Origin of the sequence: Pigmentiphaga sp. CHJ604 (assembly GCF_036972535.1) — a bacterium.
Classification (GTDB): Bacteria; Pseudomonadota; Gammaproteobacteria; order Burkholderiales; family Burkholderiaceae_B; genus Pigmentiphaga; species Pigmentiphaga daeguensis.
This window is the reverse complement of sequence record NZ_CP136998.1, coordinates 3,177,163-3,192,213: the sequence shown is the minus strand read 5'-3', so window position 1 is coordinate 3,192,213 and position 15,051 is coordinate 3,177,163. Positions and strand designations below refer to the sequence as shown.

General features: G+C 65.9%; 15 protein-coding genes. 7 read left to right on the top strand and 8 right to left on the bottom strand.

The annotated features are described in order from the left end of the window. Nucleotides 1–29 precede the first annotated feature (29 nt). Together nucC and R4823_RS15380 are read left to right on the top strand one after the other, a co-directional pair. Nucleotides 30–755, top strand: a complete 726-nt coding sequence (nucC, locus tag R4823_RS15385; protein WP_003050273.1) for a CBASS effector endonuclease NucC — start codon at nucleotides 30–32, stop codon at nucleotides 753–755. A gap of 9 nt (nucleotides 756–764) precedes the next feature. Continuing rightward, nucleotides 765–3,389 carry an AAA family ATPase gene (locus R4823_RS15380; RefSeq protein ID WP_003116812.1) on the top strand — a complete coding sequence of 875 codons (2,625 nt, stop codon included), beginning with the start codon at nucleotides 765–767 and terminating at the stop codon, nucleotides 3,387–3,389. Nucleotides 3,390–3,429: 40 nt separating this feature from the next. Here the strand turns inward: R4823_RS15380 and R4823_RS15375 are convergent, their stop codons facing one another. The 7 genes from R4823_RS15375 to R4823_RS15345 are packed head-to-tail and all read right to left on the bottom strand — an operon-like array spanning nucleotide 3,430 to nucleotide 9,430. Next, on the bottom strand, nucleotides 3,430–4,179 hold the full coding sequence (locus tag R4823_RS15375) for a TIGR03747 family integrating conjugative element membrane protein (protein WP_003109778.1): 750 nt from the start codon (nucleotides 4,177–4,179) through the stop codon (nucleotides 3,430–3,432). Then, nucleotides 4,176–6,368, bottom strand: a complete 2,193-nt coding sequence (traD, locus tag R4823_RS15370) for a type IV conjugative transfer system coupling protein TraD (RefSeq protein ID WP_003116813.1) — start codon at nucleotides 6,366–6,368, stop codon at nucleotides 4,176–4,178. The genes R4823_RS15375 and traD overlap by 4 nt, the downstream gene beginning before the upstream one ends. Nucleotides 6,369–6,372: 4 nt before the next feature. Next, the gene (locus R4823_RS15365; RefSeq protein WP_003109779.1) at nucleotides 6,373–6,921 is read right to left on the bottom strand and encodes an integrating conjugative element protein; all 549 of its coding nucleotides are present in this window, start codon (nucleotides 6,919–6,921) and stop codon (nucleotides 6,373–6,375) included. Then, nucleotides 6,918–7,508, bottom strand: a complete 591-nt coding sequence (locus tag R4823_RS15360; protein WP_003109780.1) for a transglycosylase SLT domain-containing protein — start codon at nucleotides 7,506–7,508, stop codon at nucleotides 6,918–6,920. Before R4823_RS15360 ends, R4823_RS15365 begins: the two co-directional genes overlap by 4 nt. Then, nucleotides 7,490–8,215, bottom strand: a complete 726-nt coding sequence (locus R4823_RS15355) for a TIGR03759 family integrating conjugative element protein (protein ID WP_338615324.1) — start codon at nucleotides 8,213–8,215, stop codon at nucleotides 7,490–7,492. Before R4823_RS15355 ends, R4823_RS15360 begins: the two co-directional genes overlap by 19 nt. A 16-nt stretch (nucleotides 8,216–8,231) precedes the next feature. Next, nucleotides 8,232–8,867: a hypothetical protein gene (locus R4823_RS15350; RefSeq protein WP_011804681.1), complete on the bottom strand. Its 636-nt coding sequence runs from the start codon at nucleotides 8,865–8,867 to the stop codon at nucleotides 8,232–8,234. Next, nucleotides 8,864–9,430: a PilL N-terminal domain-containing protein gene (locus R4823_RS15345; protein ID WP_011804682.1), complete on the bottom strand. Its 567-nt coding sequence runs from the start codon at nucleotides 9,428–9,430 to the stop codon at nucleotides 8,864–8,866. Before R4823_RS15345 ends, R4823_RS15350 begins: the two co-directional genes overlap by 4 nt. A gap of 168 nt (nucleotides 9,431–9,598) precedes the next feature. Between R4823_RS15345 and R4823_RS15340 the strand changes: the two genes are divergently transcribed. The 5 genes from R4823_RS15340 to arsH are packed head-to-tail and all read left to right on the top strand — an operon-like array spanning nucleotide 9,599 to nucleotide 12,657. Then, entirely contained in the window at nucleotides 9,599–9,919 is a 321-nt protein-coding gene (locus R4823_RS15340; RefSeq protein WP_023108449.1) for a metalloregulator ArsR/SmtB family transcription factor, read from the top strand. 2 nt (nucleotides 9,920–9,921) lie between these two features. Next, on the top strand, nucleotides 9,922–10,416 hold the full coding sequence (locus R4823_RS15335) for an arsenate reductase ArsC (RefSeq protein WP_011804684.1): 495 nt from the start codon (nucleotides 9,922–9,924) through the stop codon (nucleotides 10,414–10,416). A gap of 10 nt (nucleotides 10,417–10,426) precedes the next feature. Continuing rightward, nucleotides 10,427–11,503: an ACR3 family arsenite efflux transporter gene (gene arsB, locus R4823_RS15330; RefSeq protein ID WP_023108447.1), complete on the top strand. Its 1,077-nt coding sequence runs from the start codon at nucleotides 10,427–10,429 to the stop codon at nucleotides 11,501–11,503. Between the two features lie 16 nt (nucleotides 11,504–11,519). Further along, nucleotides 11,520–11,942, top strand: a complete 423-nt coding sequence (arsC, locus tag R4823_RS15325) for an arsenate reductase (glutaredoxin) (protein ID WP_011804686.1) — start codon at nucleotides 11,520–11,522, stop codon at nucleotides 11,940–11,942. Next, nucleotides 11,935–12,657 carry an arsenical resistance protein ArsH gene (gene arsH, locus R4823_RS15320; protein ID WP_023108446.1) on the top strand — a complete coding sequence of 241 codons (723 nt, stop codon included), beginning with the start codon at nucleotides 11,935–11,937 and terminating at the stop codon, nucleotides 12,655–12,657. The genes arsC and arsH overlap by 8 nt, the downstream gene beginning before the upstream one ends. Before the next feature lie 58 nt (nucleotides 12,658–12,715). Here arsH and R4823_RS15315 read toward each other — a convergent pair whose 3' ends face one another. Continuing rightward, nucleotides 12,716–14,995 (bottom strand): helicase-related protein, encoded by a 2,280-nt coding sequence (locus tag R4823_RS15315; RefSeq protein ID WP_033986397.1) that lies wholly within the window; start codon nucleotides 14,993–14,995, stop codon nucleotides 12,716–12,718. Nucleotides 14,996–15,051 lie beyond the last annotated feature (56 nt).

Below are 15,051 nucleotides of genomic sequence, written 5' to 3'. Positions count from 1 at the left end.
CTTCCATACACGTCCCATCGAGGTACAGCATGTCCCAGTGGTCGCTTTCCCAGCTCCTGTCGTCCCTGCATGAAGACATCCAGCAGCGCTTGTCCGTAGTACGCAAGACCTTCGGTCACCCGGGTACGAAGGGGGATGCGAGCGAGAACGTCTGGATCGACATGCTGGATACCTATCTGCCCAAACGGTACCAGGCGGCGAAGGCGCATGTGGTGGACAGCCTGGGGAACTTCAGCCAGCAGATCGATGTGGTGGTGTTTGATCGGCAATATTCGCCTTTTATCTTCACCTACGAGAACGAGACGATCATTCCAGCCGAAAGCGTGTACGCCGTGTTCGAGGCCAAGCAGACGGCTGACGCGGGGCTTGTGGCCTATGCCCAGGAGAAGGTCGCCAGTGTGCGCAGGCTGCACCGCACGAGCCTGCCGATCCCGCACGCTGGCGGGACCTACCCAGCGAAGCCGTTGATTCCGATTCTGGGTGGCTTGCTCACCTTCGAGAGCGAATGGAGTCCTGCATTGGGCCCATCCATGGACAAGGCGCTGAACGCAAACCTCACCGAGGGGCGTCTGGACATCGGATGCGTTGCCGCCCACGGGCACTTTTTCTATGACCAAGCCAGCGGCGCGTACAGCTACACCAACGAAAACAAGCCGGCGACCGCGTTTCTTTTCAAGCTGATCGCGCAGCTTCAGTTCAGTGGAACGGTCCCCATGATCGATGTGGAGGCTTACGGTCAGTGGTTGACCAAGTGAGGGGTCGCTGTGGCAAGCATACGTTCGGAGTACCACCGGTTCCTGGCGCACTTGACGCAGCGGCACGTGCACGACGACGTGCGCCGGCTGGCGCACCTGGTGCTCGATCACCTGCAGCCACTGGCCGAGGTCGGTGCTGCACGCCGGGGGCGCTCCACGCGCTTGGCGCCGCTGGCCATCGCGCATCTGGCGCAGATGCCTGTCGCCTACGACGGGGACGCGCGCGGCCCCGAAAACGGGCCGGCGCTCGGGCGACTGCACCAGCTCGAAGTCGGGCCGTTTCGAGGATTCATGCGGCAGGAGACGTTCGACCTCAGCCATGACATCACCTTGGTCTACGGTGCCAACGGCACCGGCAAGAGCAGCTTCTGCGAAGCCTTGGAAGTGGCGATGCTCGGTTCGATCAGCGAAGCGCAGGCCAAGCGGGTCGACCAGCGGACGTACTGCAACAACGCTCGCCTGCGCCGCCACATCGCGCCAGTCCTGTCGTCTACGGCGGCGGGCGAGGCGCAGGCCGTCCAGCCCGACGAAGCTGAGTATCGCTTCTGCTTCATCGAGAAGAACCGCCTCGACGATTTCGCCCGAATCGCCGCGCGGACCCCGAGCGATCAGCGCCAGCTCATCGCCACCCTGTTCGGCGTGGACCAGTTCAGCGAGTTCGTGCGCGGCTTCAACCCCTCGCTCGATCAGGACCTGATGCTTGCCGGCGTGCAGGCGGCGCAGCTGGCGCAGCGTCGCCTGCAGTTGGCGAACTCCGAACAGACCATCGCCGCCTACCCGCAGAAGATCGCAGCGGTCGAGGGCCTGGAACAAGCTTTGGCGCAGCGCATGTCACCTGGCGCGACCTATCAAACCTGCGTGGACTGGCTGCTGGGTACGCCGCAGCAGCAAGGACGGCTACCGTATGTCCAGGCTCAGCTGGACGCCAACCCGCCTGCCATTCACGAGGTGACCCAGGCCCGCCTGCAAGCGTTGCTGGCAGAGGCCTACCGCGTCCAGGGACTGTGGCAAGCGTCTTCCGCGCAACTCGCGGCCCGCGCCGGCGAGGTGTCGTACGCGAAGCTCTACGAGGCCGTGCAAGCGTTGGCGGACGGGGCGACCGCGTGTCCGGCATGTGGAACCGAACTGGCCGCCGTGGCGCAGGACCCGTTCGCCAGGGCGCGAATGGGCCTGGAGCAGCTCGCGCAACTGGCCGTCCTGCAGCAGCAGGAGGCCGGGCATCGGACGCAGTTGAGCGAGGCGGTCCGAGCGCTGTGTGACGAAATGCGCCGCGTGGTGGCGGCGGCTGGGGTCGCTTGTCCTGCCGAATCGCAGGCCGCGGGCCTGCCACTGCTGCCTCCCACGTCGGCGGGCAATTGGCTCGGCGGCGGGGTGAATGGGGACCAGCGCGCCTGGCAAGCCCTCTTACGGATCGCACAGATCATCGAAGGCTTCGACGCGCAGGCGCGCGACGTGAATGCCCAGCGCGGCGCGATGGCCCAGGAGCGGGACCGCCTGCAACAGCATCAGCTGGAGATCGAACGGCTGCGGACCATGCGCACGACTGCGGATCAGGAGCTGGCGGCCGCCCGCCAAACCGTGGCCCAATTCGACGACGCGAACCGCGGCCTGATCCAGGCGGCCACGGACGAAATGCCGGTGGTGGTGCACCATCAGCGGGTCAAGGCCGCCTACGACGGCTTCCTGCCCGAGATTCAGGCATACCTGACCGCTCTGCCGGGGGTTCTGCTACAGGGGCTGGGAGACCAAGCCCGCCATCTCTACAACGCATTCAACCGGGCCGATCCGCCCGGCGATCTGCTGCACGCGCTGTGGTTGCCCGTGGCCGAGAACGGCAAGATCGAGGTGGAGTTCGCCGGCGAGCCGGGCGCGCGCTACGACGCGTTGATCGTCTTCAGCGAAGGGCACATCAAATGCCTGGGCCTGGCGATTCTGCTTGCCAAGAACCTCGCGCAGGGCTGCCCCGTGGTCATATTCGATGACGTCGTCAACGCGATCGACGACGACCATCGCGATGGCATCTGGCGTACCTTCTTCGAGGACGGTTTGCTCCACGGCAAGCAGGTTATCCTCACCTCGCACGCAGAGGAGTTCCTGCACCGCATCCAGCAGGAGTTGGGCGTGCGCCGCGCCGCGGCCATTAAGCGCTACAAGTTTCTCCCGCATCAGGGAGAGCACGAACTGCGGGTCGACAGCGACCCGCCAGCGAAGAACTATGTTCTTCTGGCCCAGCAGGCGTTGGCGGCTGACGAGAAACGCGAGGCACTGCGTCAGGCCCGGCCGGCGCTGGAGAGTCTGACGGACCGCCTGTGGACGTGGCTGGGTCGGCGGGCGGACGGCCGGATCGACATCAAGCTGAGCGGGCCCCGCGCGCCTTGGGAGCTGAACAATAAATGCACCAAGTTGCGGTCGGCCGTCGAGCGTATCGCGGCGCAACATGCGGGTGCGCCGGATGCCGTAGGGGCGTTGGTCCGGCTGCTCAATGTCAGCGGTACGAGTATTGAATGGGGTTACCTCAATAGCGGTGTGCACGACGCTCAGCGCGATCATGAGTTTGATCGGGCGACGGTAAGAACGGTCGTCGAGGCGGTTACGGCGTTGGATGCTGCTCTTGATACCCTGCAGAACCGATGAACGGCACACGGCTTTGCAGAGCCGTGCCGCCCGTGTCACCTCATAAGTACTTCTTGAAGCTGCCTGCGGTCAGGCTGACTGCCATCCCCAGCAACGCCGCGCTGGGCAGCAGGATGACCAGAGGATGCACCGATATGGGCAGAGCGAGATAGGTGACCCAAGGCAGCACGGCCAACGGCATCAGGCTGGCCTTCGCGCGGTGGTAGATGAAGCCGGATTCGCGGCCCGCGCCGAACCGGCGCACATCCCGTCGCACCAGGCCGTCAATCAGGCCGACGAATGCCGCCGTGAGGATCAGCGGCAGCGTGAGCACCAGGACCAGCAGGCGCACCAGGAAGGTGAGCGTCGTGAAGGCCGCAGCGATCAGGTAGCTTTCGGCCCAGACATAGACTTGGCTGATGTAGTAGCGGAAGTTGCGGCTCTGCCCGTGGCTGGGCGCGCGGACGCGCTCGGCGGTCTGGCTCATGCGCTCCAGCAACCCCGAGCGCACGAACACCCACTCGTACCCGGTATCCACCAACTCGTGCGCCGTGCGCCCGGGCTCCTGTACCACCACGCTGCGCGTGAAGTGGTTGGACAGGTGCCCGAGTTCGTACCGCAGCATCTGCTGGGAGTGGCGCCAGCCCTGGTCCTTCCAGAACAGGTGCATGCCGGCGCACTCCACCACGATCGAGAACAGCAGCGAGCCAATGAGCACCCCGAGCAGCCGGAACGGTAAGGTGATGGTGCCGACGATCAAGCCTTGGCGATGGTTCTGCTCCCGCTGCGCGGTCGAGGCGGCATCCTTCATGGCACGGCCTCGTTGCCCGCGCCATCGTCGGCGCCGGTGGCCACCGCGCCGGGCTCGGCCGCAGCGGCATCGTCCAGCAGGTCGTCGGGCAAGGCCGCATCCTGCAAGGCCGACGAGCTGGTGAACTCCCACCACTGCGTGGCCTCGCTGTAGCTCTGGCGCATGTACCCGGCCAGTTGCTGCAGGTCCGCCGGCATCACTTCATCCGGGTCCGGCGCCGGCAGCGGCATACGCACCTTCCAGAGCTGGCCGCCCTGCAGCAGCGCGAAGCACTGGCCCTTGGGCAGGCCGACGACGTGTGACGGCTCGATCATCGGCACGCTGGCCATGCTGATGCGGTCCTGGGTGTTCGACGTGAAATCCGTCGCGCCGCGGATGTCTGAGCTGTCCGTCGCGCCCGAGACGATGGTGGTTGTATAGACCTCGACCTTCGGCAACTGCCTCGTCAGCAGTTCCGCGGTGGCCGTCTCGCGCACGCGCAACATGAATAAATTGTTGAAATTCCCGATCACTTGGCCGGCCTTCGCGCGATTTCCGATGCGGGCCTCGATGTCCGAGAGCGTCTGCGTGTACGCCGTGACTTGCAGGCCGGCACCGCCGCCCTTGTTGATGAGCGGGATGAATTCATCGCCCATCAGTTCATTGAATTCGTCCGCGTGCACGTTGATCGGCACGCGAGCGCCAGCCACTGCGCCGGGCAGGCCATCGTCGATTCCGTGCTTGTAGATGTGTCCGGCCACCGAAACCAGGTCAGAGAACATCGAATTGCCGACCGCTGCGGCGACCTCGGCGTCAGACAACGCATCCAGACCCACATAGACGATGGCCCGCTTTCGGATGACCTGCATCCAGTCGAAGATCGGGCGCGGGTCGGCCAGGTCGGAGTAGTTCGGCGCCAGGAGCTGGGCGATCTTGCCGCTCGTGAGCTTTTCCAGCAGCGGCAGCAGCGATGCAACGATCTTGTCGAAGTAGGTCTTGTCGTAGCGCACCGCCGAGCGCAGGCCATCGAGCACAGGGTCGTAGTTGCGCGCCTGGGAGAGGTATTGCTCCAGCGCCACCACACGCTTCTCGCGCCCGATCATGTTCCTTGGGATGTTCTTCTCGTTGAGCTTGGCCTCGATCTGGACGATCACCTCCCAGGCCTTGGGCTCCGTCTTGGCAAAGTAGTGCTGGGCGTACTCAATGAACAGCGCGTCGATGTTGATGACGTGGCGCTGGATCAGCATGTAGTCCGGGCGCTGCCCCAGTTCCACCAGGGCGCGGGCGATGATGTTCACGAAGCGCCATGCGAACTCGCGGAACGCCGCGCTGTTGCCTTCGCCGGAGAGCTGCCCCGCGATGCGTGTCGCCACTTCCGAGATCCGACCGAAGCGGCCCACGGCGTTGTAGCGGGCGCTGATTTCCGGCCAGCCCAAGTGGAAGATGTAGAACTCGCCTTCGCGGCCAGCGCGCTGGGCTTCGACGTACATCCGTTTCAAGAGATCGGCATCCCCCTTGGGGTCGATGACGATGACGACCTCATGCTCGCCGGCAGCATTCCTGCGGCGGATGTCCTGCGTGACGAACAACTCGGCCAGGCGCGTCTTGCCCACCCGCGTGGTGCCCAGCACCAGCGAGTGCCCGACGCGCTCGCCCAGCGGCAGGCTGACGTCCACTTCGTCGGGCTCGATGCCGTGCAGCCTTGGCAGGCCGCCGACAGGCGGCAACGGGCGCACGGGGTTGAAAGGCGCGTCCCAGCCGGTGAGCTTCGGCAGGCGCGAGAGCGGCAATGGCGCGAACTCCAGCCGTTCCTCCAGGCGCCTGGTCAGCCGGTAGGCCGGCGTCGGCTCGACGTAGCGGCGGAACTCGGGCCGGTACGTCTGCATCAGCCGATGCGTGTGCTTCTGCTCCCAGAGAAAGCCGCGCCCCACGAATAGGCGCTGCTGGCTGACCGGCACGTCCTTGCTGGTCATCACGTAACGCGGCAGACGGCGGATGTTGCGCCGGTAGCGCAGGATGATGCGGGCATCGCGGTAGCGGATCGCGCCGTAGGCGCCGAACGCCAAGGCGCTGCCGATGCCCATGGCCGGGCTCAGCGCGAGCGACCATGGGGCCACCAGGCACAGAAACGCGGCGCCTGCACACGCCGCGACGGTGTATAGCTCCACCGCTGGGCGTAGCAGAACCTCGACCGGCTGTTTGCCCGACATGGCTTCATTGCTCGATGCCGGTGGCCGTGATCAGCGCCGGGTAGTGCCGCAGGCCCAGGCGATCGGCCAGGTCGTCGCCGGCCACGGGCGCGAGCGGCACGCCCGGCACCAGGGCGCGCAGCCGCGCCAGGCCCTGCGCGGTCTCGACGTTGACGACCAGGCCGACCGCGCCACGTTCGCGCAAAGCGGCGGCGCGGCGCTGCAACCAGGCCCGGGAAGCCTCGTCGTCGCCGATGACCACGAACGGCCGCAGGCCGGGCGCTTCGATCACCCGTCGCGCGACGGTGCCGGGCGTGAGCTTGGCGCTGCGCACCGGCAGCATCGCGGCTTCGTCCGCCCGTGTGGCAGGAACCTGGGGCGTCGGGATGGACGGCCGCGCCGGTGCGTTGGCGCGCGGCTGGAGATTCAGGGCTTCGTAGTACGGCAATGCCGACGTGCCGCCACGGTCCTCGACAACGATCAGTGGCTCGCCGGCACGCGAGGCCAGCGGCAGGCCTGACAGCAGCATGAGTAGGCCCGTGAACGCGAGATGGGCGGGATGGGGTTTCGTCATGGGGAGGTCTCCTGGCGCGCCGCGAGGACCGCGGCGGCTGGTCGCGTGCCCTGCACGCGGGCAAGGTGGCGCGACACGCTGCGCCGATAGCGGGCGGCGGGCTCGCCGCCTGCGGGGCGGTGGTAGCGGCCGATCGCCAGCAGCCAGTCCTCGCCGGGGGTGTGCTGCTCCTTCAGGATCTCGGCGGCAACGGCCAGGTTGCGATACGGATCCAGCAGGTCGCACGCGCCGGTAAAGCGGTGCTTGTGGTAGCCGAGGTTGATCTGGCCCAGGCCCGCATCAATGCGCGTGTGCGGCGTGGCGCGCATCGCCTGCTGCAGGCCAGCGCAGGCGTCGGCGCGCGTGGCGAAGCGGCGCGACTGGCCGGCGACGTTGAGGGACCACGGCCACGGCACCAGGCGCCCGTTGCGCCGGATGCCGCTCTCCTGCAAGGCCACGGCGTAGAGCACGGTCGAGGGGATGCCTGCGCGCTGGGCGGCAAGCTGGTAAGCCGGTGGCGGAACCTCCTGGGCCAGGGCGGCAACGGCATACAGGCCGGCAGTGAGCACCAGTGCGCGCAGGGGCATGGCTACGGCTGGCGCTGCCATTGGCCGTTCACTTCGCGCACGGCGGCGGGCAGATCGCCGGGCAGGCCCAGTGACAGCCAGCGGCCGCCGTCGTGGTTGAGCGTGATGCTGCCGGCGCGCACGCGCGCCGGGTCGATCTGCGCGCGCTTGGCCCAGTCGCGGATGCGCGCGTCATCCTGGCGGCTGCCCACCATGTACAGGTCGAACTCCGCGCCCGAGGATTGCAGGCGCTGCACGAGCTGTCCGCAGGCTGCGCAGCCGTCCTTGACGAACACCGCCGTGCGGCTACTGCCGCGCACGCCTGCGGCGGTCGGCAGATCATCGGGGAGGTTCACTCGCTGCATGCCGGGGTTCAGGCGCTGCCACGCTTCGTCGTAGGCGCGCTGGTAGGCAAGCAACTTCTCGACGCGCCTTGCCTCGGCTTTCACCTGCATTTCGGCGTAGCGGCGCCGCTCTTCATCGGAGCGAGCCTCGACGCCCAGCGCGGAAAGCGGGTCCAGGTTGGGCGAGTAGATGCCCAGCGGCCCCTCCATCAGTTCGCGGTAGCGCGCCCACTCCTGCGGTTGCAGTCCCCAGTCGCTCGCCACGCGGTCGTCCAGGATGCGGCCGATCACGGGACGCTCCTGGCTCTGGGCATTGCGGGACTGGGCCGTGGCGGGCTGCTGCGCCCAGACGGGCAACTGCGCTGCGGCCAGCAGGAACAGGGTGAGCAAGATCGAGGGCTTCATGGCGGGACGGTCTCCGTCAGGGAATCGCCAAACGGCGGGTCTGCTCGCCGGCCTGGAAGACGGCGGTGTTGCCCTCGATCGCCTGCAAGCGCCACGGGCCGACCGCATCGCCGGGCAGCAGCACGTGAACCTGGTCGGCAGTGAACTCGCCCGTCGCTGGTGCAACGGAAAGGCTGCGCTGGCCGGCTCGCAGTTCGGCACCCACGATGCGGAGCGGCAACGGGAAAGGCTCAGGTTTGGCGGCGGCCTTGCTTGGTGAGCGCGGCTGCGCAGGCACAGCGGCACGAACCGTCGCTTGGCGAGCCTTGGCCTGCTCGACCTCGGCGCGCAGGGCCTGAAGGTCGTCGTTGGAGGCATGGCCGCCCAGCGCCTGTTCAACCTGCGCGATGCGGGCTTCCAGCGCCTGCCGGATGTGCTGCAATTCCGCCGCGGTTGCGGTAGCCGGCCGCTGCTGTACGGTCTCGGTCAGCCCGACCACCTGTGCTTCGAGCTGCTGCAGGCCGGAATCCACCCGTTCCTGGTCGGCCAGGCCATTCATCGCCTGGTGGTTCAGGGCAACGAAGACGCTCAGGCCGATCAGCCAAAGCCAGAGCAGGCTCTGCACGATCACGGCGGCGGTCGAGCGCTGGGAAGGCCGTGGTGCGTTGTTCATGGCTGACCTCCCGCGAGCGGGAACGTCTGCACCGCCTCGGTGGCGAGTGGTTCGGGAACCGGATCGGCATCTGCATCGCGGCCGTGCCGCTCGAAGCAGACCTGTCGCGTCCGGTCATCGGCGTGCAGGTCCCAGGCCGGGCCGGCAAGGGTGAGTAGCGCATCGCGCAAGGTCATAGGGCCGAGGTGCAGATGTGCCGCAGGCAACGGCAGCGCGTACAGCTCGATCACGGCATGCGCGGTCTCGCAAAGGCCATAGCCGCTGCGCTTGAGCACATGCCGCAGCCCGTCGCCAACCGTGGCGCGGGCATCCTCGGGCATGGACACGTCGATGGTCTGCAACAGCAGGTCGCGCTGCGCCGCCGTGGGTGCCAACTCGACCAGGGTGTAGCGGCCGTAGCGCACGACCGGGATGTACTCGGGCGCCTCGGGTTCGGGCGCGGCCGAGACTTCCTCGATGGCATCGGGTGCGAGCGGCGCCGTGGTGGTCGCGCAGCCGCTGGCCAAGGCTGCGGCCAGGAGGCCGGCGCCGACCAGGTGCCGGGATACATGGATTGCGGGCATGGCATCGGCTCTTCTGTTGCGATGCCGATACCTTGGCCGCGCGCGGCGGCGCGGTCAGTCAGGAATGCGAACTCGGAGCTACCCGCTTTTGCAGTCCAACACATAGCGCAACCCGCAAACCCAACCGTGGTTTGCACATTGATTCAATACTTGTTGTATTATCGAATCATGCAAGAAGATCAAGCCATTTCCGCCTTAAACGCCCTGGCTCACACCCAGCGCCTGCGCGTGTTCCGCGCCTTGGTCGTTGCTGGGCCGGGCGGACTGACCCCGAGCACGCTAGCCGACCAGCTCGACGTGGCCCGCAACACCTTGTCGTTCCACTTGAAGGAGCTGGCCCATGCTGGCCTCGTCAGCATCGAGCAGCAGGGTCGCAACCTGATTTATCGCGCCGAGTACGGCCGCATGGACGGTCTGATCGGTTACCTGACCGAGCATTGCTGCCAAGGTGGCGTATGCGAGGTTTCTCCATCCAAGACCTGCTGCTGACCATGACCGATACCACTTACAACGCCTTGTTCATCTGTACGGGCAATTCGGCCCGCTCCATCCTCGCCGAAGGCATCCTCAACGACATAGGTCAGGGGCGGTTTCACGCCTGGTCGGCAGGCAGCCATCCGAAAGGCGAGGTTCACCCGCTGGCGCTCGCTACGCTAGAGCGGCTGCACCTGCCGACAACGGGCTACCGCAGCAAGAGCTGGGACGAATTCTTGAAGCCCGATGCGCCGGTGTTCGATTTCATCTTCACTGTCTGCGACAACGCCGCCGGCGAGGCCTGTCCGCTGTGGCCGGGCAAGCCGGTTTCGGCGCATTGGGGCGTGCCTGACCCGGCCGCGGTGGAAGGCACCCAGGAACGACAAAGCAAAGCATTCTTCGACACCGCCATGACGCTGCGCCGACGCATCGAGTTGTTCCTGTCGCTGCCGATCAAAAGTCTCGATGCCATGTCGTTGCAGCGCGAATTGCGCGACATCGGCCGTCAGTGAGGCCCGCGCGATGAGTGCAACCAATACCGCCGGCACCGCGCCCGCAAACTCCGCGATGAGCGGTTTTGAGCGTTACCTGACGCTATGGGTGGCGGTGTGCATCGTCGCCGGCATCGCGCTCGGCCAGTTCGCGCCCGCCGCATTCCAGGCCATCGGCCGCATGGAGATTGCCCAGGTCAACCTGCCGGTCGGCCTGCTGATCTGGGTAATGATCATCCCCATGCTGCTGAAGGTGGACTTCGCCGCGCTCGGCCAGGTGCGCCAGCATTGGCGGGGCATGGGGGTCACGCTGTTCATCAATTGGGCCGTCAAGCCGTTCTCAATGGCGCTGCTGGCGTGGATCTTCATCCGCCACGTCTTTGCCGACTGGCTGCCCGCCGATCAGCTCGACAGCTATATCGCCGGCCTGATCCTGTTGGCTGCTGCACCGTGTACCGCAATGGTTTTCGTTTGGAGTCGGCTGACTGGCGGTGATCCGGTATTTACGCTGTCGCAAGTGGCCTTGAACGACACCATCATGGTGTTCGCCTTCGCACCCATCGTCGGCCTGCTGCTGGGCCTGTCGTCGATCACGGTGCCGTGGGACACCTTGCTGGTGTCGGTGGGTTTGTACATCGTCATTCCGGTCATCCTGGCCCAGCTCTGGCGCCGGGCGCTGCTGAGCAAGGGGCAGGCCGTGTTCGATCGAACACTGGAACGCATCGGCCCGTTGTCCATCGCCGCGCTGTTGCTGACGCTGGTGCTGCTGTTCGCCTTCCAGGGCGAGGCCATCATCCGGCAGCCGCTGGTGATCGCCATGCTGGCGGTGCCGATCCTGATCCAGGTGTTCTTCAATTCCGGTCTGGCGTACTGGCTCAACCGCCAGGCGGGCGAAAAGCACTGCGTCGCGGGGCCATCCGCGTTGATTGGTGCCAGCAACTTCTTCGAGCTGGCCGTGGCCGCCGCCATCAGCCTGTTCGGCTTCCATTCCGGCGCAGCACTCGCAACAGTGGTCGGCGTGCTCATCGAGGTGCCGGTCATGCTGCTGGTGGTGCGCGTGGTCAATCGCTCACGCGGCTGGTACGAACGCCGCGCGACCACTTCGTAATCTCCAAGAGGCATCCATGAGCACCATCACGATCTACCACAACCCAGCCTGCGGCACCTCGCGCAACGTGCTGGGCCTGATCCGCAACAGCGGCGAGGAACCGACCATCATCGAGTACCTGAAAACGCCGCCCGACCGCGACACGCTCCAGGCGCTGATCGCGGCGATGGGCGTTCCGGTGCGAGACGTGCTGCGCGAGAAAGGCACGCCCTATGCCGAACTCGACCTGGGCAACCCGAAGTGGAGCGACGACGACCTGATCGGCTTCATGCTCCAGCATCCCATCCTCATCAACCGGCCTATCGTGGTCACGCCGCTAGGCACGCGCCTGTGCCGGCCTTCGGAAGCCGTGCTCGACCTGCTGCCGCAGCCGCAGCGCGGCGCGTTCAGCAAGGAAGACGGCGAACCGGTGGTCGATCAGGATGGCCGCCGTGTCTGAATCCCGTCTCGACCTGCCGAACATCGACGCGGCGCTGTTCCAGCAATCGGACACCGAACACCTGTTCGCGCCGGCACGGGTCACGCACGCGCCGCGCTTCCTGCTGCTCTACGGCTCGCTGCGAGAACGCTCGTTCAGCCGCCTCGCCGCCGAAGAAGCGGCGCGCATCCTGCGGGCGCTGGGCGGCGAGACCCGATTGTTCAATCCGTCCGGCCTGCCGCTGGTGGACGATGCGCCAGCCGATCACCCCAAGGTGAAGGAACTGCACGAACTGGTGCAATGGGCCGAAGGCATGGTGTGGAGTTCGCCGGAGCGCCACGGCGCGATGACCGGCCTGATGAAGACGCAAATCGACTGGATTCCGCTGTCGGTCGGCGCGGTGCGCCCGACCCAGGGCAAGACGCTGGCAGTGATGCAGGTATCGGGCGGCTCGCAGTCCTTCAACGCCGTCAACCAGATGCGCGTGCTGGGCCGCTGGATGCGGATGCTGACCATCCCGAACCAGTCCTCGGTCGCCAAGGCGTACCAGGAGTTCGACGAGGCCGGGCGCATGAAGCCCTCGGACTATTACGACCGCATCGTGGACGTAATGGAAGAACTGATGAAGTTCACGCTGCTCACGCGCGACGCGGTCCCCTATCTGGTGGATCGGTACAGCGAGCGCAAGGAGAGCGCTGAATCACTGTCCAGGCGTGTACGGCAAGGTGCAATTTGACGCTGCGAGGCGCTGAAAAAAAGCCGACGACCTCTCGGTCGTCGGCATTGCGTGAAGTTCAGGCGGCGACCAATTGCCGGGCCAGTGCGACCTCGACGGAATCACCGTCCTGGTTGAGTACATCCAGCCCGGATTCGGGCACGTCGCCCGAGGTGGACTGCGAGACCATGATCTTCTTGGCCATCAGCTCCAGGCAGGTCATCTGCGAGGAACCGGAGTAGCCGAGGTAGATCACGCGCACCGGCTGCTTCTGCCCGATGCGCCAGGAGCGGCGTGCCGCCTGCTGGAGCGAGTACACGTTGTAGCCCGACTGCATGAATACGATCGTCGGGAAGTCCAACAGGTCCAACCCCGTCTTGACCAATTCGGGATTGGTGATGAGCACGTCGATGCCACGATCCAGTTGCTCCGCAATCCAGTCTTCGCGACGGCTGGCATCCACGCTTGCGCGCAGCACCGCCACCCGAAAACCTTCCTGCTCCAGCAGCACCTTCAACCGGCTGGTCGTGTCGCGTGTGCCGGTATAGACCGTGTAGGCCAGGACCTTGCGGCCCTGGGCCTTCTCTTCCTTGCAGATCTCGATCAGCTCACGCTCCTTGGGGCTGATCTCGAACTCGTTGAACTGAGCCGGGACGAACGCCAAGGTGTTGCGCGTGCGCGGATGCACCACGGTTTCCGACCGGAAGCAGCAATCCGGCCAGGCCAGCAGCACGTTGAGCACCACCCCCAGCAAGGTCGTATCGCGTCGCGCCAGAGCCTGTTTCAACTCCGCGGTCAGCCGACCCGCCAGATCGCGGTAGGCCGCGGCTTGCGCCGTGTCCATTGCGACCTCACGGAACTCTTCGTCATACGGCGGAAGCACGTTGCCGCCGATGTCTCTGAGCTTCAGGAAGATCGTGAACGGCAGGATGCAGCGCAACACGCCCTTGGGGCCGAAGCCTGGGGCCTTGACCGTTCTGACACTGACTTTCGTGCCTTTCGCGGTCTTGTGCGCCGTGCCGGTGCTCTCGGAATAAATGTCCTTCAAGACACCGTGATCGCGCATGAACGCCATCGCGGCCGAGGTCATGCTGCCGCTCGTGGTCGGGCGGTAGCCGTCTTCGATCATCCGCCCGGGAAGGGCTCGGAACAGCAGGTAGAACAGATCGTCGCCGTAGCCGCCCATCAGCGTGCCGGTCAGCAGCAAGGTCTTGCGAGCCTTCGCTGCCAGCACGCCCATGGCCTGGCCTTGGGCACTGCCACCGTTCTTGTACTCGTGGGCCTCGTCGGCGATGAGCAGGTCGAACGTGCCTTGCGGCAGGTAGCGTTTGATGAACTCGGACGGCTGGTAGCCGCCCTCGCCAAAGCCAAACTCCATATTGGCCATAGCGCGTTCCATGCGCGTAGCCTGGCGGTCGGAAAACACCAGCTCGCCGTTGCCGTCCATGAGGTTGATGAACTCATGGATGTTGTCGCCCAGCATCGACGCCAGGAACCCGTCACCGAACTTCTGCATCAGCTTCTGCGCAGTGACTTGCCCGATGGTCGGGATGCGCTTCAAGGCTTTCAGCACGGCCGAGGACTGGTCGCTGCCGGACAGGCTGCGCGGGCGGATCAGCGTCCACAGGGGCGCGGCGCAATGGCTGCACTTCCTGCGGTACTCCTCGGCTTCGAGCGCGACCGGGTTGACCGGCTCGCCGTCGAGGTCGGTGATGACCGTGCCGCAGTCAGGGCACGCTGCCACGTCGCCATGGCGGGTGCGCCGCGTGGTGAAGACGGGCTTCCAGTGGAATCCCATCCGCATCCGCACGCGCCCCAGGACAAAGAACTCCTGGCCCGTGGGCTGCACACCCAACTGCTCGCGCAGCTTGATGAGTTTGACCAGCGTATCCGGGCCGTTGAGCACCCAGACCTTGGCGCCTGCCACCGTCTCCTGGATCTCACGCCGCCACTTGTAAACAAGGTGCGGCGGCGAAAGTACCAGGGTGCGGCAGTAGCCTTCGGCGTTGAGAACGGCGGCCGTGGCGATGCCAACGGTCGTCTTGCCGCAGCCCATTTCGCCATTGACGATCGCGGCGCGTTCGCCACGGTCGATCAGCAGCTCGGCGGCGGCATGGACGACTTCGGCCTGAGCCTGGAACAGCTTGCGCTTGAGGCTGGCGACGACGAGTTGGCGATGCGCCTGCGGTTGGCCGGTATAGACCGGCGGGTTGGCGCGGTTGAGCGAGTCGAGCAGTTCGTCGCCGAACTCACCGACGAAATCCTGAAGGCTCAGGGTCAGAGGGGATGATTCCGCGTCGAGCAGTTCGCCCTGTACGGGCGCGGCGTCAGCGGCAGTGGTTTCGAGATCGAGGGACATGGTGATGCTCCAATGAAAAATGGGGCATGCACCACCCCCAGCGGGGCAATGGCACG